21 protein-coding genes are annotated in these 24,853 nt (G+C 52.8%); 14 read left to right on the plus strand and 7 right to left on the minus strand.

The window, feature by feature from the left end:
• Positions 1–35 precede the first annotated feature (35 nt).
• The 3 genes from DQG23_RS16115 to DQG23_RS16125 all read left to right on the plus strand — a co-directional run bounded on the left by DQG23_RS16115 (position 36) and on the right by DQG23_RS16125 (position 5,043).
• Positions 36–1,160 carry a Gfo/Idh/MocA family protein gene (locus DQG23_RS16115; protein ID WP_113031880.1) on the plus strand — a complete coding sequence of 375 codons (1,125 nt, stop codon included), beginning with the start codon at positions 36–38 and terminating at the stop codon, positions 1,158–1,160.
• A gap of 234 nt (positions 1,161–1,394) precedes the next feature.
• Positions 1,395–4,373, plus strand: coding sequence for a fibronectin type III domain-containing protein (locus DQG23_RS16120; protein WP_158560552.1), 2,979 nt, complete (start codon positions 1,395–1,397; stop codon positions 4,371–4,373).
• 454 nt (positions 4,374–4,827) lie between these two features.
• Positions 4,828–5,043 (plus strand): hypothetical protein, encoded by a 216-nt coding sequence (locus DQG23_RS16125; RefSeq protein WP_113031882.1) that lies wholly within the window; start codon positions 4,828–4,830, stop codon positions 5,041–5,043.
• Between the two features lie 25 nt (positions 5,044–5,068).
• Here DQG23_RS16125 and DQG23_RS16130 read toward each other — a convergent pair whose 3' ends face one another.
• From DQG23_RS16130 to DQG23_RS16140, 3 genes are all read right to left on the minus strand, one after another.
• Positions 5,069–6,427 carry an MATE family efflux transporter gene (locus DQG23_RS16130; protein ID WP_113031883.1) on the minus strand — a complete coding sequence of 453 codons (1,359 nt, stop codon included), beginning with the start codon at positions 6,425–6,427 and terminating at the stop codon, positions 5,069–5,071.
• Between the two features lie 9 nt (positions 6,428–6,436).
• Positions 6,437–7,015 carry a TetR/AcrR family transcriptional regulator gene (locus DQG23_RS16135; RefSeq protein ID WP_113031884.1) on the minus strand — a complete coding sequence of 193 codons (579 nt, stop codon included), beginning with the start codon at positions 7,013–7,015 and terminating at the stop codon, positions 6,437–6,439.
• Positions 7,016–7,273: 258 nt separating this feature from the next.
• Complete coding sequence (locus DQG23_RS16140; RefSeq protein ID WP_113031885.1) at positions 7,274–9,028, minus strand: RNA polymerase sigma factor; 1,755 nt, start codon at positions 9,026–9,028, stop codon at positions 7,274–7,276.
• A 274-nt stretch (positions 9,029–9,302) separates the two neighbouring features.
• Between DQG23_RS16140 and DQG23_RS16145 the strand changes: the two genes are divergently transcribed.
• From DQG23_RS16145 to DQG23_RS16155, 3 genes are all read left to right on the plus strand, one after another.
• Positions 9,303–9,611, plus strand: a complete 309-nt coding sequence (locus DQG23_RS16145) for a hypothetical protein (protein ID WP_113031886.1) — start codon at positions 9,303–9,305, stop codon at positions 9,609–9,611.
• 174 nt (positions 9,612–9,785) lie between these two features.
• Positions 9,786–10,493: a DNA alkylation repair protein gene (locus DQG23_RS16150; protein ID WP_113031887.1), complete on the plus strand. Its 708-nt coding sequence runs from the start codon at positions 9,786–9,788 to the stop codon at positions 10,491–10,493.
• Between the two features lie 353 nt (positions 10,494–10,846).
• Positions 10,847–11,782 (plus strand): phosphotransferase enzyme family protein, encoded by a 936-nt coding sequence (locus DQG23_RS16155; RefSeq protein ID WP_113031888.1) that lies wholly within the window; start codon positions 10,847–10,849, stop codon positions 11,780–11,782.
• Positions 11,783–11,828: 46 nt separating this feature from the next.
• Here DQG23_RS16155 and DQG23_RS16160 read toward each other — a convergent pair whose 3' ends face one another.
• Together DQG23_RS16160 and DQG23_RS16165 are read right to left on the minus strand one after the other, a co-directional pair.
• Positions 11,829–12,596, minus strand: a complete 768-nt coding sequence (locus tag DQG23_RS16160; RefSeq protein WP_113031889.1) for a DODA-type extradiol aromatic ring-opening family dioxygenase — start codon at positions 12,594–12,596, stop codon at positions 11,829–11,831.
• 25 nt (positions 12,597–12,621) lie between these two features.
• Entirely contained in the window at positions 12,622–13,839 is a 1,218-nt protein-coding gene (locus DQG23_RS16165) for an MFS transporter (protein WP_113031890.1), read from the minus strand.
• A gap of 181 nt (positions 13,840–14,020) precedes the next feature.
• Between DQG23_RS16165 and DQG23_RS16170 the strand changes: the two genes are divergently transcribed.
• The 6 genes from DQG23_RS16170 (at position 14,021) to DQG23_RS16195 (ending at position 19,973) form a co-directional block, all read left to right on the plus strand.
• Positions 14,021–14,791 (plus strand): SDR family NAD(P)-dependent oxidoreductase, encoded by a 771-nt coding sequence (locus DQG23_RS16170; protein WP_192894598.1) that lies wholly within the window; start codon positions 14,021–14,023, stop codon positions 14,789–14,791.
• Positions 14,792–15,000: 209 nt separating this feature from the next.
• Positions 15,001–15,933 carry a manganese-dependent inorganic pyrophosphatase gene (locus tag DQG23_RS16175; RefSeq protein ID WP_113031892.1) on the plus strand — a complete coding sequence of 311 codons (933 nt, stop codon included), beginning with the start codon at positions 15,001–15,003 and terminating at the stop codon, positions 15,931–15,933.
• Between the two features lie 312 nt (positions 15,934–16,245).
• Positions 16,246–17,358 (plus strand): nitric oxide synthase oxygenase, encoded by a 1,113-nt coding sequence (locus DQG23_RS16180; protein ID WP_113031893.1) that lies wholly within the window; start codon positions 16,246–16,248, stop codon positions 17,356–17,358.
• 23 nt (positions 17,359–17,381) lie between these two features.
• Positions 17,382–17,921, plus strand: coding sequence for a hypothetical protein (locus tag DQG23_RS16185; protein ID WP_113031894.1), 540 nt, complete (start codon positions 17,382–17,384; stop codon positions 17,919–17,921).
• A 63-nt stretch (positions 17,922–17,984) separates the two neighbouring features.
• Complete coding sequence (locus DQG23_RS16190; protein ID WP_113031895.1) at positions 17,985–19,130, plus strand: metallophosphoesterase; 1,146 nt, start codon at positions 17,985–17,987, stop codon at positions 19,128–19,130.
• Positions 19,131–19,349: 219 nt separating this feature from the next.
• On the plus strand, positions 19,350–19,973 hold the full coding sequence (locus DQG23_RS16195; protein WP_113031896.1) for a DUF2238 domain-containing protein: 624 nt from the start codon (positions 19,350–19,352) through the stop codon (positions 19,971–19,973).
• Positions 19,974–20,015: 42 nt separating this feature from the next.
• Here the strand turns inward: DQG23_RS16195 and DQG23_RS16200 are convergent, their stop codons facing one another.
• Both DQG23_RS16200 and DQG23_RS16205 read right to left on the minus strand, forming a co-directional pair.
• Positions 20,016–20,558: an ANTAR domain-containing response regulator gene (locus DQG23_RS16200; protein ID WP_113031897.1), complete on the minus strand. Its 543-nt coding sequence runs from the start codon at positions 20,556–20,558 to the stop codon at positions 20,016–20,018.
• 199 nt (positions 20,559–20,757) lie between these two features.
• A complete protein-coding gene (locus DQG23_RS16205) occupies positions 20,758–20,970 on the minus strand; it encodes a hypothetical protein (RefSeq protein WP_113031898.1) in 213 nt (70 codons plus the stop codon).
• 62 nt (positions 20,971–21,032) lie between these two features.
• Between DQG23_RS16205 and DQG23_RS42960 the strand changes: the two genes are divergently transcribed.
• Both DQG23_RS42960 and DQG23_RS16215 read left to right on the plus strand, forming a co-directional pair.
• Positions 21,033–22,175, plus strand: coding sequence for an eCIS core domain-containing protein (locus DQG23_RS42960; RefSeq protein WP_238177908.1), 1,143 nt, complete (start codon positions 21,033–21,035; stop codon positions 22,173–22,175).
• Positions 22,176–22,557: 382 nt separating this feature from the next.
• Positions 22,558–24,846, plus strand: a complete 2,289-nt coding sequence (locus DQG23_RS16215) for an ATP-binding protein (protein ID WP_113031899.1) — start codon at positions 22,558–22,560, stop codon at positions 24,844–24,846.
• Positions 24,847–24,853 lie beyond the last annotated feature (7 nt).

Raw genomic sequence — 24,853 nt, forward strand, 5'->3', positions numbered from 1 at the left:
TCCGCAATCGATAAAGAGAATAGGATGAACGCATAATGAAAATCGGCATCATCGGATACGGACTGCGGGTCCGTCACGTTTTTGAAGAACTGCACAAGGCAGATCCGGACTGCCGGATAACGGCTGTCGCCGATCCGCGCTGGGAGGAATTGCGAACGGAGAGGGCGGTCGGGGCAGGAGAAATCGCGTGGTATGAACATGCGGATGACATGCTGGAGCGCGAGGCGCTGGACGGCGTCGTCATCGGCACCCGCTGCAACCTGCATACCGAGATGGCGCTAAAGGTGCTAACGCGCCATTTGCCGCTATTTCTCGAAAAGCCCGTAGCGACGACGTTTGAGGATTTATACCGGTTGAAGCAAGGCTACGAGGCTTCCCGTTCGCAAGTGGTCGTATCGTTTCCGCTGCGAAACACGCCTCTCGCGGAGCTGGCCAAGCAGATCGTCGACTCGGGACAGATCGGCACGGTCGAGCATGTTCAAGCGGTAAACAACGTTCCGTACGGCGGCGTTTATTACCACAACTGGTATCGGGACGAGCGTATTACCGGCGGTCTTTTTCTGCAGAAGGCGACTCATGATTTCAACTATATCAACTATTTGGTCGGTCTGAAGCCGGAAACGGTGTGCGCGATGAAGTCGAAACGGATATTCAAGGGCGACCGCAAGGCGGGTTTAAAATGTACGGAATGTGAAGAAAAACATACTTGTCCGGAAAGCACGATCGTAAATGGAATTGGCGAATACTGCTGCTTTGCGGAGGATACAGGCAACGAGGATTCGGGAAGCGCGCTGATTCGTTACGAGTCGGGCATGCATGTGGCTTACTCGCAAAACTTTTTTGTCCGGCGGGATGCCGGGAAGCGAGGGGCGCGGCTGATCGGATACAAGGGAACGCTGGAATTCGACTGGTACACCGGCGAGCTGAAGGTGCATATGCATCATGAGCCGCGCGCCGTCACGCACCGGCTTGACGTGAACGCTTACGACGGGCATGGGGGCGGCGACGCGAAGCTGCTTCATAACTTCATTCAAATCATGAAGGGCAAGGAACAATCCAAAACACCGCTGGAAGACGGTTTGCTTAGCGCGCTGACTTGTTTGAAAGCGAATGAATCGGCGGTAACGAATACGTTTCAAACGATCGGGTGGGAACGGTAAGGCAGCACGGAAGGCAGCAGGGTAAACTGGCACGGTAGAACGGGGTGACGTACTCGGGAATATGATTCCGTGACGGATAGCGATGAGGACGGAGGCGCATGGGGGCAGCGTGGAAAGTAAGGGTTGCACCTTGCGTCTCGTTTTTTCCTTTTGTCTGTAAGCGCTTACTGTTAAGCGGATTTTCATATAGAAATTGACCAAAAAGCGAGCCAAATGAAAAGGAGGCAATTGCGAATGTGGAAAAAATGGTTGACCGGCATGCTTGCCCTGTTGTTATTGACGGGAGGAATTCCCGTTCATCGGGCGGAAGCCGCTTGGTATCCTTCGATCCAGGCAGACGGACGCAAGGACGAGTGGAACGATACCGTTCCGCTGATCCGCGGCAAGCAAACGACCGTACATACGCTAAAGGTGGCAAACGACGCTTCTTATTTATATGTTTTGGTCGAGGGCATCGGGCTTTCGGCTTTGACTTCCGATTTCTATTTGAATACGGACGGGAACGCTGCCACAGGTTATCGGGAGCCGAACTGGGACGAGGACAGCGGGGCGGATTTCCTTTTGGAAACAAGCGTCCATTTGGAGCCGGTCACTGTCGGAGGTCAGGTACGCAATGCGAAGAAGGACAAAGCGAGCCTGCTGAGCTATACGGGGACGGGGACCGATTGGAGCTGGAATCAGGAAGCCGAATATGTCGGGAGCGGGCAGATCGTGAAGACGGACAACGTTATCGAGGCGCGAATTCCGCTCAGCGATCTCGGCTTGTCGTCAGGAAATTCCGTTAAGATCGGCTTCGTCAATTATTACTCGAAATCGGAGCGGCTCCCGGCCAAAACGGGCGCATTCGCCGCATATACGATAAAGGCGGCCAATGCGGAGCGTCCGTCCGTGCCGACCGGATTAAACGTGTCCAATCAGCATAGCACCAAGCTGCAGATCAATTGGACGCCGTCTGCGGACAATAACGGGATTAAGGGCTATAAGGTATACCGCGTCAAAGGAGATCAGATCGAATATGCGGGATGGACGACGTCAGCCTCCTACACCGACGGCTGGCTGGAGCCTTCGAAGACGTATACGTATAAGGTGGAAGCTTTCGATACGGATGGCTACAGCTCGGGTCCGAGCCTTGCCGTGACGGGTTCGACGACGGCTTATCCCTCCGTTCCGGCATCGACAGGCGACTGGAACGCCGTTACCGATTTGTTGTTTAACTATACGGTGGAGGATTCGATCGATGCCGCGGAGTTTGCGAGTTATGACCTGCTGGCGCTCTCCGGTGCGGTTTCCCCCGAGAAGCTGAACGAAATTAAAGCGATCAATCCCGACATTTTTATCGTGGGTTATATTTCGGTCGGTCAAGATGCAAGGGAAGGAAATTCGCCGGACATCTTCTTCAAGGATAGCGAAGGCAATCCGGAATGCGATTTGAACTGGCCGTCCTGCTTCATCGATCCGACGAACCAGAACTGGCAGAAGAAAGTGCTCGACGAGCTGCTTCCCGGTTTGGTGGCGCGCGGTTTCGACGGATTTTATCTGGATACCGTGGAAGTGACGGAAGTCATTCATAAGGACAAAGCTTGGGGCATGGGACAGCTTGTGCAAAAAATCAAGCAAAAGTATCCGGACAAAATCGTATTTTCCGGCGGCGGCGTGCATCTCATGCGCGGCGGGGATTACGATATTCGCTCCTCCGTCGATGCCGTGCTGTTCGAGAGCTACGTAAACACATGGGTCGGCGATATGATGTGGGACGAAACGGGGCAAGTTCCCGTAGGCAACGCGGAAATGTACGGCGTTTACACGCCTTATGACCATCCGAGAAAAATGGATTACGCAAGCAAGCGCGATGTGATCAACAAGGCGCGCTTCCAATTCAACACAGACGGCACGCTTGTTCGCGACGGCTCCGGCAAAACTGTGAATCAGCCCAACACGAATTTCCATGTGTTTACGCTGGATTACAATACACCATTTCAGCCGGAGCTGATTCGTTATTCGGCCGAGCAGGCATGGTCGGACGGTTTTCTCCCTTCATTCGGCATGAAGCTGCTGTATTTCCCGCCGGCATACGATTGGAGAACGATGAGTGGTTACTTGCCGTTCCAGCCGTCAACGGCATTTAGCGCGGCAAATTTCGGGAAATCGTACGATTTGATGAAATACGTACCCGTTACGGTTGACGGGGACGGCTCGGAGTGGAGCGGGACGGCCGCGTTATCCGTTACGGGAACGGGCTCGATTACGAAGCTGAGCATGGCCGTTGACGGAACGAACCTCAATGTGCTTGTTGAAGGAACGGGATTACATACGCCGGGACAACGCATCATTTTGAATACGGACAATAACGCGTTTTCCGGATACCAGTTCCCGGAATGGTCCGGCAACGCCCAGACGGGCACAGACTTTATCATTGAAAACGGGACGCTGCTGAAGCATCTAGGCGATCCGTGGAGCAGCGCCGGTTGGACGGTTTGGGCGTGGGAGCAGGCCGCCGATCCGATTCAATATGCGGTTAACGGTGCGGGAACCGTTTTGGAAGCGTCGATTCCGCTGGAGCTTCTGACATCCGTCGGCGGAAATAAGCTTTATCCGTTCAGTCAAATTACCGCTGCCTACATGAAGTATTCCGGGGCAACGACAACGGAGACATTGCCTAAAGTACTTCCGGGAGCTACCGAAAGCTTGCTGCACATGGATTTCCGGGGAGGACTCATCAAAGCGGACGGCTCGACGGCGGACTGGTCCGGACTCGGCGCGGCTTCATCGGCAACGGGTACCGGCAATATTCATCGGATCAACGCGGTCGGTGACGGACACCATTTGAACGTTCTAATAGAAGGAACGGGGTTGACCGGCAATAAGGGAAGGCTGCTGCTAAATACAGACAATAATGAGGGTACCGGCTATCAATCGGCGTCATGGGGACCGGCTGTATCGACGGGCGCGGACTTCATGGTGGAAGACGGGGCATTGTTCGAATACGCGGGAAGCGGCAGCGACTGGAATTGGAAGTCTGTCGTGCGCTACCCGGACATTCCGGTTCAGCCGACCGGGTATTCCGCATCCACTGCGGCCATCGAATATCGGATTCCGCTGGATGCGGTTCACTTGGCGCCCATCAGCGCGTTTAGCGCGGCATTTCAGACATACAGCGGGGCTGCAGTCGTCGAAACGTTCCCGCATTTCCTGCAAATGACGCTTCCTAAGTAAAGAGAAGAAACCATTGAAAAAACTTGAATAACGTTTGCGATTCAGGGACATCCTATTTTCAACGGTGAAAAGAGAGGTGTGGTTCCGTTGGGCTACCTAACGAATACAACCGAGGAAAGTTGTTGTTGAATCTAAAAAGAAGCGAGGGGATGTGCCGCAGAGACTATTATGTAGTCTAGCACTGCATAGCGTCAATGAAGGCAAAGCCTAAGATTCAAAGTAAGGTTCAGGACAGATTGACCAAATCAATTCACCGTTAGGACTCCGAAAGGAGTCCTTTATTTATTTGTCAGAAAGTATATCCTCCGCTGATTGTTCCAATCCCGGGTAAATGAGCATGTATCGGATCAGGGTAAAATTCCCTGATCTTTTCTTTTGATTGTTTCCGTGTTGTTCGCATATAATAAAGTAAATATACGAACAAACGTTCCGTTTGGAGGGGTGAGCGGATTAGATGCAAAAGCAAATAACTCGCGATGAGCATTGCAGGCTCTTAAGAAAATCCGCCTATGACCTTGCGGCCAAATACGGCATCGATAAGGACGGATTTCTTCGCGCGATCGACGCTTACGAAAGGGAGCCCGAGCTGCTGCATAAAATCGACGGCTTGGAACGCGGCGTAAAGCAGGTGGTCAGGGCGATCATCGGTGCGCAGGAAGGGGAATGCTAAAACCGGCAAGCATCCCCCCATAAAGCTACGACACCGCTCTTGCCTCGGGCACGCTGCGCGTACGTCTGCGGATGTAGGCATAAACGGTAACGACGACGACCAGCTCCGAGATCGGAATCGCAAGCCATATGCCCGTCGTGCCGATCAGATGCGGCAGCGTCAGCAGAATGGCGACCATCAGCAGCATTTCGCGCGCCACGGTAATCCAAGTCGCCATCTTGACCTGCTCGGTCGACTGAAAATAGGTCATCATAACAAAGTTGACGCCCATGAATAAGTAAGCGAGGAAAAACAAACGAATGCCGGTCGCCGCCATTTGGCGAACCTCCGCCGAGAACGAGCCGAACATCGAGACGATGCCGTCGGCGGCCAGCAAACCGACAAGATAAACCCCCAGACCGATGCCTATCGCCGTTTTGACGGCAAGCCGGATCGTTTCCCGCTCGCGGGAACGCAGCTTCGCTCCGCGATAGTAGCTGAGCAGCGGCTGGATGCCGGCCCCCATGCCGATGAACAGCATCAGCATGACGCTGTGCACGTAATTGAGCATCGAGAAGGCCGATACGCCGACCGTTCCGGCCCAGCGAACCATGGCCATATTGTAACCGGCCGTGAATACCGAGATGCCGAGCTCCGCAACGAAGCTGGGAAGCCCGATCGTAAACGTGTTCCTGATCAGCTCCCAGGAGAAGCGGAACTTCACGAAACGAAGCATGCTGTCCTTGCGCAGGAAATGCGTCAACAATACGCAAGTGCCGATTGCAGCCGCACCGATCAATGCCCAAGCCGAGCCCGACACGCCGAAGTCCAGGACGAACAGCAGCACGTAATTGATGACGATATTGCAAGCGGCGGTAACGAGCAGGGAAATCATCGCCAGGTTCGGATTGCCGTCGTTGCGGACAAAAATGCTGAACGTATTTTGTACGGTAACAATGAAGCCGAACCCGAGCAGCACGGTCATAAATTCCATGACGTAAGGCATCGTTTCGTCATTGGCTCCGAGGAACAGCGCGAGCTGCTCGCGGAACATATAAGCGGTTCCGGCCAGCAGCAAGGTCAAGCCGAAAATAAGCGCAAGCGAATGGGTAAACACGGAACGCGCTTCCTTGACCTGCTTGGCGCCGAGATGTCTGGAATATAACACGGCGCCGCCCATGCCGATCCAGAGGGACACGGCGAAGTAAATCGAGAAGACGGGAACCGCGACGTTGACACCCGCCAGCGCGACTTCTCCATAACGATGACCGACAAATATACCGTCGACGACGACGTTGATGGACATCATAAACATGCCGATAAGCGAAGGGATCAAATAACGGACGAATACTTTTCCAACGGAATCGGATTCCATGGCTGACAGCTTTTTATTTTCTGCAAGCATAACAATTGTTTACCCTTCCTCTTTATGAATTAGCCCCTGCCACAGCAAGGAGAAAGTCGTTTCCGCAGCATGAATGAAATATTCCGGACTGTCGAAAATGAGCTTGGCGGTCAGACCTTCGTATATCGTATGGACGGCAAGCGCGCCGTCCTTCGCTTTCACCTTGATCTTGCGATCCTGCTGGAAGGCCAGCTCAAGCAAATGAAGCAGATGATGCGAATACAGTTCGTACATCGTCAGGAACAGCTCCTTAAGCTGATCCGGCGGCATAAACGCCATAAGAAACATTAATTTGACGTTTCGGTTGTCGGCGTAACGCTTCCCCATCTCGATGACGAACGTATGAAGAAGCTTCTGCAGGGGCTCTCCCTTATGATCGCTGAAGAACGAGGTCAGAAACGCAATTTCCTGCTTGGTCGCTTCCTCGTGGATTTCGACGACCAATTCCTTCTTGTCCTTGAAGTGCGCGTAAATCGATTGCTTCTTGATGCCCACTTCATGGGCGATGTCCGCCAGCTTCGTACCCTCGTATCCGTATTGCAGCAGATGCTCGACCGCGATTTTTTTGATTTCCTCTCTCCGGCTCATCTTGTCCCCCGCCAACCTATTTCGTTATTTACCTTACCGCAGTCAGGTAGTGACGAAGAGTATAATATCACCTTTTATTGTCAAAATCAATCACCCGGCTGACAATAGTCAGTTAAATTTTATCAAAATAAAAAGGGAACTAACGAGAGATTCTCCCGATAGTTCCCATATGTTCGTCAAACAGCAGCATGAACCGGAGTGCTTGCAAATAGAGTGGAGCGGACTGGTACGGGAGATGCCCGTACAACTTCTTGCTCGCTACGTGCTGGATAAAATAACGCCGATTTCCTGCAGGGCCGTCAGTCCTTCCTCCTCGGCGGCCTTTGCCTCCCGCAGCAGCTTGATCGCAGCCGAGGCGTTTGAGCGGTCGTTAGGCGGCAGGCGGTTGCCCGCAAATGGGAACATCCGGCACAGCTCCCTGAACGACTGTGCGCAGCTTTCGTAGCTGCTGGCGGCTTCGGACAGAAGCGCCGAAATCTTTGCTTTTTCGAGGCCGCTCCAATCATTGGCCGTTTCCCTTAAAAATAACGCGGCGTATTTCCTTGCATCATGCACAAGCTCCGTCGTGTAGGAATTGCCGGCATCGTCGACCGCGCCCCCTTCGAAGGCGGCGATCCACGCCTCATAGGCTTGCAAACCGTTGGCGCAATTTTCGAAGGCGGGCTCGCTGCCGTTCGCGTGTTCCGTAATCGAACGGATCGCTCCCGCGAGCGCTTCTTCCTGCGTCAAATCTTCCTGTCCGGTAATGGACAGCGCAAACAATGTATTTGTCGTCATTCTGCCGAGCCGTTCGTAAGGCATGCCTTCATCTTCCTCGGGCTTGCGGTGGAAGCTTACGTTGACGTCGCCGACATACAGCTCTCGGCGGTCATCGTTATAGCCGTATATGATGCCGAATTCCGGCAGCGTTAGATCGAAGGACATTACGTAATGTCCTTGGTCCAGTGTGCTTTGGATGAAAGCCAAAGCTTCCGTCAAGGCTTCGCCGGAAGGCGCGGCCGCCGCGGCCCGGGGAAAGCTTTGCCCGGAAGGGCCTCCGACCGTCGAACAGGAGAAGCCCAAGTTTCTCATCGCGGAAGGAATGACGCGATTCCAATCGTACAGCGTCGCTCCGGCTGTATGGATCGTTTCCTTCACGATATTCAGGCGAAACGATTGACCCGTCAGACCGAGCACCGTCGATACGGGTAATTCGCTTTTTCCGGTAGCTTCGAGCAGGCCGTACAAGTTAAAGCCCGCTGTCGTCCAGGGCTCGTGGGACCAATAAACAGGCGATTTCCAATGAAGCACTCTCGGCTTCTTCAACATTTGCCGTGCCATTTTTTCACCCAGCCTTCTTTGTGAAAGGTATAGGTTCAGATCGCTGCGAATCCGTTCCAGGGTTATCTTCTTTTTGGACCGGGAAAGGACCATGTACACATTGTCGGTTGTCGTTCGAAACAGCTCGGCGATTTCCTTAGGCGTCAGCTGCTCGAAAAAATACGATTCGAAAATGTCGCGTTCCCGTTTCGTAAGGCACTGGAGAAGGTGCAGCATCGTCTCGTACCATTCGTTTCGAACGAGTCTTACGGCAGGGTCGCCGTCCGGGGAGTCCAGCTTATTGCGTTTATGCAGCCGGTACAAAATACGATCGATGCTGCGCCAATTCGCATCTTCTTCCCGACCTCCGTCATGAGGAAGCAGGATGGAAAAAGGGAGCTCCCGTTGCGACGATTTCAGCTTGTCGTAAGCCTGGTTTTTTACGATCCGATGCAGCCAAGGCAGGAATCGCTCGGCGTTCATCAGCGTTCCAAGATGGAGAAATGCTTTGATCAGCGCCTCTTGGACGATGTCGTCGGCAGTATGGGTGTCGCGGACGAGCGACCGCGCCCATCCGTGCGCCTTGGCGTGGTGCCTTCTGAACAGTTCGCCGAACGCCTCTCTTTCTCCGTTTTGCGCTTGCGCGATTAAATCGGCGTCGGACCGTTCCTCCAGCGTATTTTCATTCAATGAGCGCATATTTTCCCTGAGCAAGATAACCCTCCGTGATCATGCAGGATCGCGACCTTCTAAATAGACTTCGGAAAGTGGAGAAACCTAACAAGAATTTTAAAGATTTTTTAAAATCTCACACAAGGAAGGAAATCTTGCTGATTGTTCGATTTTCTCGGTAAACGCGCCAGCTCTTGATGGACGCCTGCAGCCGTTTATCCTTGTATTTTATCAGGTTATCGGAAAAAGAGTAGATGTTTGAACCTTTCGGCGATCGCCTCCGCGTCATATGATGATAGTGGAAAGGGTGATCCCTATGGAAGGACAATTATTCACGTGGGAAGCTCTCTCCGCTATGGGGGGAGCTTCCTTGCTTACCTTTTTTATCGTTCAATATACGAAAAACTTGATGGATCGGGTCGCGCGCTGGCTGCCTACCGATTTGTACGCGGTCGTCGTGGCGTTTTTCATTCTCATTATGGCGCAAATGGCGGTTGGTGCGGATCCGTATGATTGGCGCGTGTACGGGCTCGCTTTTGCAAACGCGTTCTTGGTTTCGGCAGGCGCCGGGCAAATGCAGAACAAGGTGCTGCGTCCGCCGGGGTCCAAGGACGGCAATTCCTGAGGCGAAGACCTCCGTTTTGGCGGGACGGCTTTCGCTCTCTTTTTTCGGGGGAACGCGGACAAGCTCTTGAAAGAAAAGGAATGGCGGAGCCCGCCGCGGTTTCTGTATAATGATATCATGCGAGGATCTTAAGTTTGCGCTAACGAATACTTACGGCAACGGGAAGGTGATCTTGTGACATATGAAGAAGTGATGCGAAGCTTGGAGGAAATGGGAACCGAACAAACGAAGAAAACATACTTGCGTCACGGTGCGCAGGAGCCGTTTTTCGGCGTGAAGATCGGCGACATGAAGAAGCTGGTCAAGACGGTCAAGAAGGATCAAGACTTGGCATTGTCGCTTTACGAATCCGGAAATCACGACGCCATGTATTTGGCCGGGCTTACGGTTAACCCGCGGACGATGACGAAGGAACGGCTTCAGGACTGGGTTCGAAAAGCTTACTGGCATGCGCTTGCCGAATATACGGTTGCGGGTGTGGCGGCAGAAAGTCCGTATGCGCATGAATTGGCTGTGGAATGGATCGAATCGCCGGACGAAATTATCGCTGCCTGCGGCTGGAACGTTTATGCGAATTACGTTTCGATGGCGCCGGACGAAGAGCTTGATTTGGAGGAAATTCGCGGGCTGCTGGAACGCGTTCGCCGGACGATCCACTCCGAAAGAAACCGTGTCCGCTATGTAATGAACAACTTCGTTATCTCCGTAGGCGCTTATTACGATGCGCTGCGAGTAGAAGCGAAGGACACGGCGGAAGAAGTCGGCAAAGTTCATGTCGACGTAGGAAATACGGCGTGTAAAGTCCCGATGGCCTATGACTACATTCGCAAGATCGAAGAGTCGGGAAGAGCGGGAATCAAGAAAAAGACTTGCATTTGCTAGTCCTCTGAATATACAAAATGGAGTGCCGACCGGAGAACGGTTTCGGCACTCCATTTTTAAATTGTCGGAAAGTATTCCGGTAATCTTTTCAAAATGGCTTTTTTATGTAAAAGTAATGTTTCCCTTTTTTACAGAATGAATAAAAGATAAATTGGGATAAATAGGTTTGATCATGACGTACTTTTCAGGAATGATTTCTAATATGGGGGGGAGCTTTATGCCAACACCTTTGTAATGGGATATACGAACATGAATGTAGAGACGTCGTTTAAGCAATTAGCGGAACTTACCTAAATGAGTTAGCTAAAATGTAGGCAAACGATATTCGGGCTTCTAATGAAGGAGGCAAAACTATGAAGCAATTATCGAAAGAGCAAATAAATAAAGTGCTTTCGGAGAATTGGGGCATTACGGTTAGCGGCGAAATTCAAAACATGAGCGATTGGGTAATTGGGTTTGAGGATACGAGGGCACAACCATATTTTCTAAAGAGAAAAGAGAATGAGAATAAGATCGAGCAAGAACTACTTATTTCCGAAGTCTTGTCTAAGGAAAGGATCCATTCCTCAAGTCCAATCGCTACTCTCAGGAACAAATATTATGCTCAGAATAGCAATGAGTTTTACTGCCTATATAAGCCCTTGCCTGGGGCAATTGCTACTTCTATCGATGGACCCATTGCCTATCAATATGGTAAAGGTATTGCACTCCTACACAAGGCACTAAAACGATTGGATACTTATGATCACTTTCATGAGATGGATATTAAACATCAACTTAACACTTGGGCCATCCCGACAGTGAAATCAATTTTAGACGAGAAGGAACTCGAAAAATTTGATGAAATATTGGCACAATGCAATGAGAATTTTTTAGAAAAATGCAATTCACTTCCTAAGCAACTTATCCATCGAGACCCTCATCCAGGCAATATGCTTTTAACCAGTAACGAAGAGGTTGGATTCATTGATTTTGAGATAGCGACAATTGGGTTGCGCATCTTTGATATCGGTTATTGTTCAACAGGTATCCTAATGAGCGATTTTCTTAATAATGGCTTTCGCAATCATTGGTTTACCCTACTAGAGAACCTTGTCGCTGGATATCAAAACGTAGAACGCTTTACGGCAGACGAAATGAATGCCTTCTTTTATCTGCTTATTGGGATTCAACTCATTTTTATTGCCTACTTTCATAATGGCGATCAAAATCTCGTCCGTTTAAACATTTCGGGTATGTTTTGGATTGCAGCCAATAAGGATAATGTGTTCAAAGCAATTGGATCTTAATTCGCTAGACGAGTCTAAGACTTTAATTTCTTTGAACACATCCAAGTTAAAACTCAATCGCAACGCGGCCGAACCATTCGTCGCCTTGCTCGCGGTACAGCGTCTTCGGTTCGGCGCTGCCGGCGCCGCTTCCGAGGGCAATGAGCAGAGGAACAAAATGCTCGGGCCGCGGTACCGTAAAGGCGGCGTGAGGCGCTTGCTGCCGGTAATTCAGCAAAGCAGGGACGTCGCGACGTTCCGCCGTCTCCACGATCCATGCCTCGAACTCCATCGATTTGCGTCTGACCATTGCGGGATCCATGCCGAAGCCGAATTGATGCGCGATCGAGCCGCTGCCGATCACCATGATGTCTTCGCCGCCGAAGCCGCGGAGCGCTTCCCCGATTTCAAGCTGCCGCTCCGGCGGCAGGAAAGGGTTGACCGATACGGGAATGACCGGGATGTCGGCGGCAGGAAACATCCGCTTCAAAATAATCCATGCGCCATGATCCAATCCTCTTTGCGAATCCGATTGCGCCGCGATTCCATTGCGCTCGAACGCGCTTTGGACCGCTGCGGCTATGGTCGTCGAGCCTTTGGCGGGATACTTGAGCGTATACAACTCGGGAGCGAAGCCCCCGAAGTCGTATATTGTCTCAAAGCTATCATCGGTTGAACCGACGGTCACGACCTCGCTTTCCCAATGCGCGGAAAATAGGACGACGGCTTTCGGAGCCGGGTATTGGGCTGCCAAGCCTTCGAGGAAGCCGGTGTACCGGTTTTGCTCCAATGCCAGCATCGGCCAGCTATGTGAAATGAATAAGGAAGGAATCATAAAAACACGCTCCCGTTATGGATGGTCAGATTGAAGTTTCTTTTGCGGCGGATCTGTTTTTGGAGATTGAAAATCTCGGCATTTTCAAAAGCGCGGCGACCGCGAGCAGCATGATCCCGGTAATGACAAATACGATCGGGATCGGGATTTGAGTGGCGGCAACCCCGCCGATTAACGGGCCGAGTAGCAGCCCCATTTGATTGGCCGACTGGTTCAAGCTGAAGGCGCGGCTGCGGAAGTCCGGATCGGTATTTTTCGCGATAAAGGCGTTCAGCGCCGGGAAAACGGCGGCGAAGAACAGGCCGTAAGCGAAGCGCAGCGAGCCGAAGCCGACCAGGTCGTGGAACAAAATTTGCAGCAGGTTTCCGACTCCGCCGCCGATAAGACCGATGAACAGCACTTTTTCGTAGCCGATTCGCGTGCCGAGCCTTCCCCAGCGGGGAGCGGCAATCAAGGTGGCAAAACCGACCGCCGAGAAAATAATGCCGGCATGCAGCGAAGCCGACGACTGACTGGAGCCGAGCTTCAGCACGTAGATCGTCAGAAGCGGCTCGATTATCATGATCGATGTCGACGTAATGAATACGATAAGCAGCGCGCCCATCAAGGTGCGGTTGGCAGCCGCCACTTTGAAATCCTGGAAAACCGAAGAACGTTTGGCTTCCGATTTCTTGAGTGAAGGCTCTTTTACCCACAACAACGCGATTACGAATGCGACGAAAACCATACAGCCGGACAGCATGAACGTATCGCGGGGCCCGACGTAGTGGCTGACCACGCCGCCTAGCAGCGGTCCGATGATGGTTGCCGCGGCGCTGGCCGTCGAGATGGTGCCGAGCGCGTAACCGAGATGCTTCTCCGGCGTATTCGTCGCCACCATTGCAACCGCTGAAGGAATATAACCAGCAAGCAAGCCTTCCACAATTCTTACGGCGATCAGCTCATACGGATTGCTCACTACATAGTACAAAAAATAACAGGCCGACAAACAAATGCCCGCCCGCAGCATCATCGGTTTACGTCCGTATTTGTCGGCGAGCGAACCCCAGAAAGGCGCGATCAAAGCCCCTGCCAAAAAGGTAATGGCGAAAATAACTCCGGTCCAAGCCTCCAAATGATTGTCGACGCCCAAATCGTCCTGAAGGAAGATGGACATGAACGGAATGGAAACCGAATACGCCATGCTGACCAGAAAGCATCCGACCCACAAAATGAATAAATTCCGTTTCCAGGAAAAGTCCACGAGCCAAGCACTTCCTTTGTCTTATTTCCTCTTCATCATACCATCATAAGACGGCAACTCCCGATAAAGGGTTGTTTTCGGTCCGATAAAAGGTTGTAATCGGCCGAAGCTTTTGCATGGGTTCCGAGCGTTTGACGAATAAATAAATTCATGCGGATATGCAGACAATACCGGGGGCGAAATGATTAATGGAAAAGGAGAGATTGCTGTGAGATTCAAAGACAAAGTAGCGATCGTTACGGGAGGAGCAAGCGGTATCGGCGAGGTTACCGTGCGGCTTTTTGCTGCGGAAGGGGCGAAGGTGGTCATTGCCGACTTCTCGGAGCGGGGAAAAGAGTTGTCCGACCGTTTGAATGCGGAGGGCAACGATACGTTATTCGTCAAGACCGACGTTACGAAGGAAGACGAAGTGAAAGCGATGATCGCAGGGACGGTCGGCAAATACGGCAAGCTTGACATTTTGTTCGCCAATGCCGGTATCGCTAAAGACGGGCCTGCGCATGAGTTAAGCAGCGACGCTTGGCAGCGGACGATCGATATAAACTTGACCGGCGTTTTCCTTTGCGACAAGTACGTGATCGAGCAAATGCTCAAGCAAGGCACGGGCGGAGCCATCGTCAACTGCGGATCGATCCACAGCCACGTGGGCAAAGCCGGCGTTACGGCTTATTCCGCAGCCAAGGGCGGCGTGAAGCTGCTGACGCAAACGCTTGGCATCACGTACGCCAAATCGGGCATCCGCGTCAACGCCGTTTGTCCGGGTTATATCGATACGCCGCTTATTGCCGGACGCAGCGAAGCGATCAACGAGCATCTGATAAGCTTGCATCCGATGGGGCGTCTAGGCAAGCCGGAGGAAGTGGCCAGAACGGTATTGTTTCTCGCCAGCGACGACGCATCGTTCATGACGGGCTCCAGCTTGATGGTGGATGGCGGTTACACGGCGCAGTAGGATCATGGGGGCGCGAGCAGACATAAGGAGCGAAAGAGGGAGAGGGGCAACCCTCTTTTTTTGTTTATTCGGAAGCTTCGGCAGGAATAACTTTGCAAATTATTCACAGTATAGGGATTGGAATAAATAGAATTTAACGTTATAATATTTTGCAGTACAATGTAAAAAGGGTAGCCACCCGATTAATAGACGACAAAGGAGTAATTTTGATGGGAAAAGTACTTATTTTCGGACATAAAAATCCGGATACCGATTCGATTTGTTCCGCACTTGCTTATGCCGATCTGAAAACGAAGCTGGGCGCGGACGTTGAAGCAGTCCGTTTGGGCAGCGTGAACGGGGAAACTCAATTTGCGCTGGATACGTTCCAAACGGCGGCACCCCGCCAGGTTGAAACCGTTTCGAACGAAGCGGAAGGCGTCATCCTGGTCGACCATAACGAGCGTCAGCAAAGCGCCGCCGACATCGATCAAGTACGCGTGCTGGAAGTTATCGACCATCACCGTATCGCCAACTTCGAGACGAGCCATCCGCTCTATTACCGCGCCGAGCCGGTAGGCTGCACAGCGACGATCTTAAATAAAATGTATAAAGAAAACGGCGTCGCCATCTCGAAAGAGGTAGCCGGCTTGATGTTGTCCGCGATCATTTCGGACTCCCTGCTGTTCAAATCGCCGACTTGCACGGCGGAAGACGTAGCCGCTGCGCGCGAGCTTGCGGAAATCGCCGGCGTGAACGCGGAAACCTACGGTCTGGACATGCTGAAGGCAGGCGCGGATCTGAGCGACAAAACGATCGCGCAGCTCATTTCGCTCGACTCAAAGGAATTTACGATGGGCAGCTACAAAGTGGAAATCGCGCAAGTGAACGCGGTCGATACGAACGACGTGTTGTCCCGTCAAGCGGAAGTCGAAGCGGCGCTGAACGCAATCATCGAGCAAAAAGGACTGGATCTGTTCCTGTTCGTCGTAACGGATATCCTGAACAACGATTCCATCGGTTTGGCTCTTGGCGGCAAGGCAAGCGCCGTAGAGAAAGCGTACAACGTTACGCTGGCCGATAACAAAGCCGTTCTGAAAGGCGTCGTATCGCGGAAATCGCAAATCGTGCCGATTCTGACCGACACCTTCAACAACCTGTAATCGTGTAAGGGAGAAAACCGCCGGACTTCGCGTCCGGCGGTTTTTTGCGATTGCATATCGTAACGCGGCAGCGGCACCGGACATACGTCGGGCGTTTTTTAACGAAAATGCGCGACTCCGTGCCGAGTTTCTCATAATAGCCTGTGACCCGGCCGACGGAAGGGTGTAAATGTTTATCTTAACGCTGTCGTTCGAATTCCGCACAATATTTCGACGATTCCGCCTCATTTGTCTTCTATCTATTGACGCATGTTATAATAGGGCTTAAGGACTTATTACATGATCTGCTGCAGGGACGGGAGCACGGACAACATGAAAACCATTCCATATAAGTTGAAAGAAACGGAGACATTCGTTCAAGAAGCGGAAGCATTCATTCGCGTGTGTTATGAGGAGCTCGGAAAGCCTGCCGGCGCAATCGAGAAACGGCTTGCCGAGGTTAAAAGGGCGATCGGCGACAATGGATATTACGAGCATACGGCGGAAGAGCTTCAGCACGGCGCCCGGATGGCATGGCGCAACAGCAGCCGGTGCATCGGCCGGTTGTTCTGGGAATCGCTGTACGTTTGCGATGCGCGGCATATCGAAACGGAAGCCGAAGCGGCGGAAGCGCTGCTCAAGCATATCGAAACGGCTACGAATGACGGGAAAATACGTCCGGTCATCACGATTTTCAAACCCGCGCATCATGAAGACCGGCAGCTGCGCATATGGAATCATCAGCTTATCCGATACGCCGGATACGAGACGGCGGACGGCGTTCTCGGCGACCCGGCTTCGCTTGCCTTCACGAAGCTATGCATGTCGCTCGGCTGGGAGGGGGCGGGTACGCTTTTTGACGTGCTTCCGCTCGTCTTGAGCGTCGACGGCCGCGAGCCGCAGCTTTTTGACATCCCGGAGCGATTGGTGCTGGAGGTTCCGCTCGAGCATCCGGATATGCCGGCTTTTGCGGAGATGAAGCTAAAGTGGTACGGCGTGCCGATGGTATCCGACATGCGTCTTGAAATCGGCGGGATTTCGTACAAGGCGGCGCCGTTTAACGGCTGGTATATGGGAACGGAAATCGGAGCGCGCAATTTGGCGGATGCGGACCGCTACGATATGCTGCCGAAGGTGGCTTCGCTCATGGGGCTGGATACGAGCCGGGAATCGTCGTTATGGCGGGACAAAGCGCTGGTTGAGCTGAATGTGGCGGTGCTGCATTCGTATAAGCTGAACGGGGTCTCGATCGTCGACCATCATACGGCCGCCCAGCAATTCGCCAGGTTCGAGGACAAGGAGCGCGCTTGCGGCCGCCCGGTTTCGGGAGAATGGACATGGCTGATCCCTCCGGTATCTCCCGCGACGACGCATATTTTTCATAAGAATTACACGGATACGATGGCGACGCCTAATTATTTTTATCAAGACAAGCTGTACGGCTAAGCTTAAGCTAAGGAGAACGATGAATGAGCGAAGATGTGAAAAATAAACAAGCGCTGGCGGAAGAGGCGAGACGATTGCTGGCGGCGAATCCCGATCTCGTTTTCGATGAACGGATTCGGATCGATATTTTGCCGGCGGATGCGGCGTTTTGGTTGAAATTCGCTTCCGAATGGGGCGGCGCGCTTTATTTACTCGATGAAACCAATAAGAAGCGCTTCGAGAAGGAATTGATCGATCAAGCGCAATACGAATATGCAAGAAGGACGTACAGACTCGGCATGATTGCCTTAAGCAATTTGTACGATATATTGAAGGCATGGCAGGAGGGCGACGATCGGGAGGTTCCGTTCGCCTATGCGATGAGCTCGCTGGATTGCTATTTCATTCCGGCTTATTTGGAGGATTTCCGCGGCGTGCAGCCGTCGCTCAAGGAAAACTGCGACCGTTATATCCGGCTTGTGATGGAGAAGCTGTCCGGCAAGGCGTCCATCGAAGATGCGATTTCCGCCCTTCAAACGATGGTAGGGGAGTATATACGCAGCATCCATCTTTATGCCAAGTAATGCGATTATTGTTTGCCGCTTTGCTTCGATTGCATACTTATCTTCCTCAAGGAGCGCCCTACGATGAAAATACGCACGTTGCTAATGATCGCATTGTTCTTGGGTTTGTTCGCCGGCTTTATTTGGTATATCGGCTGGAACGGCAGCATGCTGTGGCATGCGTTTTTCCCGGATTTGCCCGCAGGCCTGTTCTGGGCGGTTTATTTGTTCGTCGCGCTCGGCTACTTGCTGGCGATGCTTCTGCGAAGAGCGCTGCCTTACCGCGTGTACACGTTGATCAAGCTGGTCGGCTCATACGGGCTTGGCGTTTTGTTCTTTTGTATTCTTCTTTTGCCGGTTGCGGATATTGCGGGATGGCTGTTAGTGGCGGGAGGCGCCGATTATGACACCGTCGTTAAAGGCATAGGGGTCGGAGTCGTCGTTTTGCTGCTGCTTCTGCTGCTGCGCGGCTCGTGGAATGCATGGAGCCCGGTCATCCGCCGTTACGATATCGAGATCGAGAAGCAGGCCGGATCCATGCGCGAGCTGCGCATTGCGGTCGCTTCCGACTTGCATCTCGGCACGATCGTCGGCAAACGGCATCTCGGCCGTTTGGTCGAGCGGATCGAGGAGATGAAGCCCGATCTTATTTTGCTTCCTGGCGATGTTCTTGACGACAGCATCGAACCGTTCGTCCGTGAAAATATGGCGGAGGTGCTCGGGCGTCTTCAAGCTCCGCTGGGCGTTTACGCCTCGCTCGGCAACCATGAGTATATCGGCGGCCATATTGAGGAATATGTCGAGCGGATGAAGGCGATCGACATCGAGGTGCTAGTCGACCGGTCGGTGCATGTGGCGGACAGTTTTTATGTCGTCGGACGCAAAGATTATGCGGCGGAACGTTTTACGAAGCAGGGACGGCTGGGGCTGGACGAGCTGCTCGCCGATGTCGACCGGACGCTTCCTGTAATCGTACTGGACCATCAGCCGCATAAGCTTGGAATCGCTGCACAGGCGGGTGTCGATTTGATGTTGTCCGGCCATACGCATAGAGGGCAGATGGTGCCGAATCATTTTATTACGGGGCGTTTGTTCGAGCTCGATTGGGGCTACCTGCGCAAGGAAGCGATGCATGCCATCGTCTCTTCCGGCTTCGGCAGCTGGGGGCCGCCGCTTCGGCTCGGCAGCCGGTCGGAGGTTCTCGATATACGGGTATCGTTCGGCAGTTGAATAGTATGTGAAAACCGTCAAGGGACTGCAGAGGCAGTCCCTTTTTCGTTGAGTCGTTTATCGTTAATTGGTAATAATATCTTGCAAGCGGCTCAAAACCTGCAGGGAATGCATGTATCGAACTTATCTTTTGTTTATCCTTGTTGCCTTGGTAAGTCGTCTCGAATTGGCTGCGGGCTTGGAAATAACTAAATAAAACTGGTTGCGAGGGAGTCGGCAATGAAATATATAAGCGAAAGAAAAAACAAAAGCGCGCTGCATGTGTGGCTGCTGATCAGCTTCGTTTGCGCGGTAATATGGTCCGCCGTTAAACCGACTAACTGGGGGACGTGGGGGGCGGAGGTCGGACCCGCAATAATCGGGGTAACCATCTTGGTTTTTACGTACCGAAAATTCCGGTTTTCGAGCCCGGTTTACGAATTCATTTGGCTGAGCGGCATTATCATGTCGATGGGCGGTCACTATTCGTACGAGCATTTTCCGCCGTTTGACACCATTAAGGAAGCATTACATTTGAGCAGAAATCATTTTGACAGGTTAGGTCATATCGTTCAGGGCATCGTTGTAGTGTTTCTGGCCAGGGAAGTGCTCGCCAGATTTCATATCGTCACGAAACAAAAATGGCTGATTGCCATAGCGATTCTTATATCGCTGGCCAACAGCGCATTTTATGAAATATTGGAATTTGCCGCTACGGCGATGATGGACAAAGATCCGGATCGGATGCTTGGCGCTCAAGGAGATATTTGGGATTCGCAGTGGGATATGTTGAACGCTTTATGCGGGGCGTGCGGGGGAATGCTTGTTTTCGGAAAATACCACGCTCGCAAAATGAGGGAGTAGAGGACTCTTTTTTTACGGGAGAGTCCTTTGTTTCTAGCCGGTTTATTTGCTCTTACGCAGCAGCTGGTATACGTTGACGATGGAAATGGCGACGTCGGCGATTTTTTTGCGTTCGTTCATCGCTTGTTTTCGCAAAAATTCATACGCTTCCGCTTCATTCAAATGTTTGATTTCACAGACGATTTTTTTGGCCTGCTCGATCCATTTGCGTTCTTCCAGCTTGAAAAGCAGCTGCTCGCGCTGCCGATAATGCCCGACTGCCAGGTATAGCAGCCATTTGTACTCGGAAGAGGTCATCTGCGGGCAAAGAATCCCGTCGATTTCGATCTCCGGCTGGAATGGAGGGGAATCGGGATCGTGATCCTCGCACCACCAAAGCACGGGCGTTTTTACTCTGGGATACAGATAGGCCTTAAGCTGGCTGGGGGCAACGTTCAGAACAACGGCATCGTATCGTTCGGCTTGCTGCGGAATCGGTGCGGGAATGTCTTGGGTTCGAACTTGAATGCCGGTTCCGAGCAGCGCGTGAGCGGGGTTCGTATCGTTCGCCGCAGGCGGTTGAATAAGCAGAAGAGATCGGATCATGCTTTTTGTCCTCCGTCATAGTCTGTTTGTTGAAAGAAGATGTTATAAAACATAACACAAAATCCTGGGGTTGTCGATAAAAATGCGGGGAATTAATAATATCGCGCCAAATTGTGTTAGGTAACATAACATAAATAGATGCGGTGTAGCTTCCATATAATCATGTAGATGCGATAATAGGCGAGTCTTTGCCGGTGCTTTACATGAAGTCGGCGTTCAGACCGTAGGAGTTTAAGCGAAAGGATGATATCTTGTCTTCAATAGCTCCTGTTTGCGCGTTTTCCTTGTCTTCGGTAACGTGGAGTTGGCTCTTGACGTACGGCATTGTACGGGCTACGATGAAAGAAAATCGATGCGGCGGAAACATTTGGATGATGATGGCGGCGAAGTGGCTGATAATCGGAAAATCCATGCTTTGGATTGACTGCTCCATGTCCCGCAAAAGGCTGAGCCCGCGTTCAGGAGGATATACTCGTGCATCAATATGATCGCAAAAAGGCCCGTACTTATCGCGCCCCGTCCACGGCGAACGCTAAGAGTCCGGATACGGTCCGTACGGATGTAAGCGGCGGTCCGGGCGCCTCGTTCGCTCAGCTTCAGCAAGCGGCCGGCAACCGGGCTGTACAGCGGATGCTGGCAAGCTCGCTGCACCAACCGGTACAGCGGATGGATCTGGAAGGCTCAGAGGGCGAGGAAGAGGAGCTGCAGATGAAGCGCGATGCGGCTGTGCAGCGGATGGATCTGGAAGGCTCCGAGGGCGAAGAAGAGGAGCTGCAGATGAAGAGCGCGGCTGTGCAGCGGATGGATCTGGAAGGCTCCGAGGGTGAAGAAGAGGAGCTGCAGATGAAGAGCGCAGCTGTGCAGCGGATGGATCTGGAAGGCTCCGAGGGTGAAGAAGAGGAGCTGCAGATGAAGAGCACGGCTGTGCAGCGGATGGATCTGGAAGGCTCCGAGGGCGAAGAAGAGGAGCTTCAGATGAAGCGCGATGCGGCTGTGCAGCGGATGGATCTGGAAGGCTCCGAGGGTGAAGAAGAGGAGCTTCAGATGAAGCGCGATGCGGCTGTGCAGCGGATGGATCTGGAAGGCTCCGAGGGTGAAGAAGAGGAGCTTCAGATGAAGCGCGAGCAGCCTTCGCAGCGCAAGAGCCCGAGCGGCGGGATGCCGGACGACATCCGGATGAAAATGGAATCGTCGATGGGGGCGGATTTTTCGGGTGTCAGAATCCACGAGGGCAGCGAAGCGTCGGACATAGGCGCGTTGGCGTATACGAAGGGCAGCGACGTTCATTTTGCTCCCGGCAAATACGACCCGTTCTCGCAGTCGGGTCAAGAGCTGCTTGGCCACGAGCTGGCGCATGTCGTTCAGCAGCGGCAGGGCAGAGTGAGGGCGAATACGATGGTGAACGGCGTGCCTGTGAACGACGACCGCGGCCTGGAGCAGGAAGCGGACGATATGGGCAGGAAGGCGGCCTCCTTCACGGTGGCGCCGCTCGCGGAAAGCGCCCAGCGCAAAGCGGACGCGTCGCATCAAGTACATGCCGCGGCATTGCTTAGAAGCAATAAAAACGACGGCGAGCCTGCCCAGCGCAAAGTGTTTTCCCGCGTTAAACGCGGATAAGAGTCAAGCATCTCTTCGCAGCTGTTGGCGGAGGATGCTTTTTCTTTGCGCAGCCGAAAGGGGATTTCCAGCCTGACCCCCATCTGGAAAAATTCTTGACGCGGGTGTGACGGGGCGATACGATAAAAGCAATGAACATCGGTTATGAAAGTCCGGACTAGGTCTGGGCTTTTTTAAAATATCAGAATTTATTTGTTTCACAACTACTTAAGCCTGATATTTCACCGGTAAACGCACCAGTCCTTAAAAGGACGGTGAAGCCGTTTATCCTTAAAATATAAGCTTTATAGGTTTCACATGATAATTGCTTATATTTCTACGGTAAACGTATGGCGTCAAAGACGCCGACAGGCGTTTATCCTTGCGAGGCGGGCGGGATGATATGGCTAAACAACTTACGGAATCGTTTGAGGTCGGGAGCGGTATTCCGGAACGGCAAGGATATGCCGGCGGCTGGGAACACTTGGCGGATGAGCTGAAGCGCGTCGACTTGCTGATTCGGCTGGCATGGGGCAGGCAGAACGGGGGCGAGCGCGACCGGGCGATGGATCCTTTTCGCGGGCTTGTCATTACCGAGGATGAAGTCGCGGGGCTTCTTCAGGCGGAGGGAGGCCGGACCGGGCGGGTGGAGGCGAACGAAGCCGATAAACAATTGGAGCTGCGGCTGGCTATTCTCGACGAGACCATCGAACGCAAAATCGGGATAAGCGCAAGGGCCGGGGTTTATTTGCCTCTTCCTTATTTGGCGGAAATGTTCGACTTGTCCGGACTTGAGGCGCAGGCGATCGTTTTCTGCTTGGCGGTGGAGCTGGACAGGAAGTACGAGAAGCTGTTCGGGTTTCTGCAGGACGATGTGACGTGCAGGTTTCCGACCATCGATCTGATATTCAAGCTGCTGGATCTTACGGAGGAGCAAAAGCTTGACTCGCGCAGCCTGTTTTCGCCGAAGCGTCCATTGATGCGCTATATGTTTAGGGCGAGTGCGGATGCGGAGTCGAGACCCGTTCTGACACGGCCGCTTCAGCTGGACGAACGGATCGTGCGATTTCTGACGCAGCAGGAAAGCTTGGACGAAACGATGGCTGCCTTCGCTAGCATGCGTTATCCTTCGGATTCGGTTCCCGGTCTGCTGCTCGATTTCGACATCCAGGAGCGGATGAGGACCTTTATGGATGCGTCACGCCGGAAGACGGACGAGGAGCGGGATGTCGTTTTCCTGCTGCACGGGCCCGAAGGAGCCGGCAAAAAGCTGCAGATCATGCACTTTTGCAGGCACTACGAACAGCCGCTTTTGTTAGTCGATCTTAAGTTACTGTCTGATGAATCCGGCAAAAGCAAATCGTTTCACTTATGGCTCGAGCATGTGTTTCGCGAAGCGATTTTGCTGCAGGCGGTCATCGCATTTACGAACGTACATACGTTTATCCCCGAGGAGAGCGTACTGCCGGAGGAGCAGGAGGCTTTGCAGGGACGCGGTTCATGGGCGCGTTTGGATGAGCTGATCAGCGGAATACGAAGCTTTCATGGCGTCATTTTTCTCTTATCGGAAAAAGCCTGGCGGCCGGCTGCGTTAACAGGTAGAGGGGCCTTTATCGAGGTATCCTTCGCTATTCCGGACAACTTGGCTCGGAAGGCGCTGTGGGAAACGTTCGGCGCCTCGCATCGCGTAGCGTCGAATGTGGATTGGGGAGTCACAGCGGGGAAGTTTCGGCTGACGCCCGGCAAAATTCGTGCGGCGCTTGCGACCGCCCGCGATGTCGCGGATTGGACGAACGGAGCCGGCTCTGCGATCGGCGAGGACGAGCTTTATCGTGCATGCTACATGCAGGTTCAGCATCGTCTGGAGAAAAGGGCGACCCGATTGACGCCGCGGTACACGTGGGATGACGTCATTTTGCCGCCGGAGCAGAAGGAGCAGCTGAAGAACGCCTGCAATCAGATGAAGTTCCGCCATGTCGTATACGGGGAGTGGGGCTTCGACCGCAAGCTGTCGTACGGCAAAGGGTTGAGCATGCTTTTTGCGGGGCCTCCGGGAACGGGCAAAACGATGTCGGCGGAAGTGATCGCAAGCGAGCTTCGGCTGGAAATATACAAAATCGATCTGTCGCAGGTCATCAGCAAGTACATAGGCGAGACGGAAAAAAACCTGCAGGAAGTATTTCAGGAAGCGCAGCTCAGTAATGCGATTTTGTTTTTCGACGAGACGGACGCCTTGTTCGGCAAACGCTCCGAGGTGAAAAGCTCGCATGATAAGTACGCGAACGTGGAAGTCGCCTTTTTGCTGCAAAAGATGGAGGAGTACGAGGGGATTTCCGTGCTTGCCACGAACTATTTGCAAAACATCGACGAGGCGTTCATGCGCCGGCTGAACTATGTGATCAAGTATCCTTTTCCGGATGCCGATTACCGCGAGCAAATTTGGCGCTCCATGTTTCCGAAGGAAGCTCCGCTATCGGACGACGTCGACTTTCGCTTTTTGGGCCGCACGTTTCAGATTGCAGGCGGGAACATCAAAAACACGGTCGTTTCGGCCGCTTTTCTCGCTGCGGAGCGCAGGGAGCCGATCGGGATGAAGCATATTTTGAAAGCGGCGATTCACGAAATCGCCAAATCCGGAGCGATGGTGCTGAAGGAGCAGCTCGGCGTATACAATGATTTGCTTGTGGAATAGAACGGAG

This window comes from Paenibacillus contaminans (genome assembly GCF_003285015.1).
GTDB lineage: Bacteria > Bacillota > Bacilli > Paenibacillales > NBRC-103111 > Paenibacillus_V > Paenibacillus_V contaminans.

Coding starts and splice junctions, on each gene's coding strand:
- DQG23_RS16215 (WP_113031899.1), top strand. CDS start 22,558: ATGGCTAAACAACTTACGGAATCGTTTGAGGTCGGGAGCGGTATTCCG.
- DQG23_RS16170 (WP_192894598.1), top strand. CDS start 14,021: ATGATTAATGGAAAAGGAGAGATTGCTGTGAGATTCAAAGACAAAGTA.
- DQG23_RS16125 (WP_113031882.1), top strand. CDS start 4,828: ATGCAAAAGCAAATAACTCGCGATGAGCATTGCAGGCTCTTAAGAAAA.
- DQG23_RS16205 (WP_113031898.1), bottom strand. CDS start 20,970: ATGGATTTTCCGATTATCAGCCACTTCGCCGCCATCATCATCCAAATG.
- DQG23_RS16175 (WP_113031892.1), top strand. CDS start 15,001: ATGGGAAAAGTACTTATTTTCGGACATAAAAATCCGGATACCGATTCG.
- DQG23_RS16145 (WP_113031886.1), top strand. CDS start 9,303: ATGGAAGGACAATTATTCACGTGGGAAGCTCTCTCCGCTATGGGGGGA.
- DQG23_RS16115 (WP_113031880.1), top strand. CDS start 36: ATGAAAATCGGCATCATCGGATACGGACTGCGGGTCCGTCACGTTTTT.
- DQG23_RS16190 (WP_113031895.1), top strand. CDS start 17,985: ATGAAAATACGCACGTTGCTAATGATCGCATTGTTCTTGGGTTTGTTC.
- DQG23_RS16155 (WP_113031888.1), top strand. CDS start 10,847: ATGAAGCAATTATCGAAAGAGCAAATAAATAAAGTGCTTTCGGAGAAT.
- DQG23_RS16135 (WP_113031884.1), bottom strand. CDS start 7,015: ATGAGCCGGAGAGAGGAAATCAAAAAAATCGCGGTCGAGCATCTGCTG.
- DQG23_RS16160 (WP_113031889.1), bottom strand. CDS start 12,596: ATGATTCCTTCCTTATTCATTTCACATAGCTGGCCGATGCTGGCATTG.
- DQG23_RS16180 (WP_113031893.1), top strand. CDS start 16,246: ATGAAAACCATTCCATATAAGTTGAAAGAAACGGAGACATTCGTTCAA.
- DQG23_RS16185 (WP_113031894.1), top strand. CDS start 17,382: ATGAGCGAAGATGTGAAAAATAAACAAGCGCTGGCGGAAGAGGCGAGA.
- DQG23_RS16120 (WP_158560552.1), top strand. CDS start 1,395: ATGTGGAAAAAATGGTTGACCGGCATGCTTGCCCTGTTGTTATTGACG.
- DQG23_RS16130 (WP_113031883.1), bottom strand. CDS start 6,427: ATGCTTGCAGAAAATAAAAAGCTGTCAGCCATGGAATCCGATTCCGTT.
- DQG23_RS16195 (WP_113031896.1), top strand. CDS start 19,350: ATGAAATATATAAGCGAAAGAAAAAACAAAAGCGCGCTGCATGTGTGG.
- DQG23_RS16200 (WP_113031897.1), bottom strand. CDS start 20,558: ATGATCCGATCTCTTCTGCTTATTCAACCGCCTGCGGCGAACGATACG.